The 1,131-nt window shown below is 74.9% G+C and carries 1 protein-coding gene; it reads right to left on the minus strand.

The window, feature by feature from the left end; genetic code table 11:
* Window positions 1–94: 94 nt before the first annotated feature.
* Window positions 95–1,131: mycofactocin-associated electron transfer flavoprotein alpha subunit (locus MJ785_RS17715; protein WP_370652978.1), on the minus strand; the 1,037-nt coding region annotated here is incomplete at its 5' end.

Consider the following 1,131-nt stretch of genomic DNA (forward strand, 5'->3'; position numbering starts at 1 on the left):
GTCGCGGACGGGGGGAGCGGGCTGGTGGCCGGGCGCCGCGGCGGCGCGGCCAGGTGCCCATCCGGATAGCGATCATCCGAGGATGGCGCGCCGCTCACGATGTGCTCCCTTCGCCGTGACCGACGGTCGTGTCGCTGATGGTCCCGTTGCTGATGGTCCCGCTGCCGATGGCTTTGGTGCCGGCGGTGGCCTCGGCAGCTCCGGCCAGCCGGCGGCGGAGCTCGGCCACGACCGCGGGGGCGTCCGCGATGATCGCCAGATCGGCCATGGCCATCATCGGCGCGCTCCCGTCGACGTTGACCGAGATCACGTGATCGGGGCTGCCCAGGCCGCTGGTGTGCTGAACGGCCCCGCTGACCCCGAAAGCCAGGTACAGCCGGGGCGCCACGATCGCCCCGGTGGTGCCGATCTGGCGCTCGAAGGGGATCCAGTCAAGATCGGCCACCACCCGGGTGCCGCCCAGCGACGCGCCGAGGGCCGCGGCCACGTCGCTGAGCTGCGAGAACGCCTCCCGGCTGCCCATTCCGTGCCCGCCGCCGACGATGCGGGGCGCCTCGGTCAGCGCGATCGTCGCCGGATCGGCCGCCAGCACTTCCAGCACCTCGGCATCGGGCACCGCATCCGGACGCGGGAGCGCCGGAGCGATCGACCGTGTCCGCGGGACGCCCGGGTGCGGCGCGACACCGCGGACGCCTGGCACCAGAGTCGCCACCACCGGCCCGCGTACCGGCACATGCTCGGCGAGCCGGCCGTCGTAGCGTTCGGCCACGATCTCGCCGGGGCGGACGGCGACGGCGTTGGCTACCAGCTGCCGTCGGAGAGCCGCGGCGAGCCGCGGGGCGAAGTCGCGCCCGTCCGGGGAGGCGGGCATAATGATCAAATCGCTGTCGATCGGACTGCTGCCGGCCGTGCCGCGGTCGAGCCCGGTGGCCAGGGCCGCGGACCATGCCGCCGGCGCGAACTCGCCCGCCTCCCACAGGGTGACCTCGGTCGCGGCGGTCAGGCCGGTCGCGGCACGGGCGACGCCGTCGCCGACGAGCAGTACCCGCCCGCCCGCCTCCGCGGTCACCTCGTCCGCACCCGCCGGCAGCACCCCGCGGCGCACAACAATGACACCGAGCGCCGAACCGG

Origin of the sequence: Protofrankia sp. CiT1, from assembly GCF_917627335.1 — a bacterium.
Classification (GTDB): Bacteria; Actinomycetota; Actinomycetes; order Frankiales; family Frankiaceae; genus Protofrankia.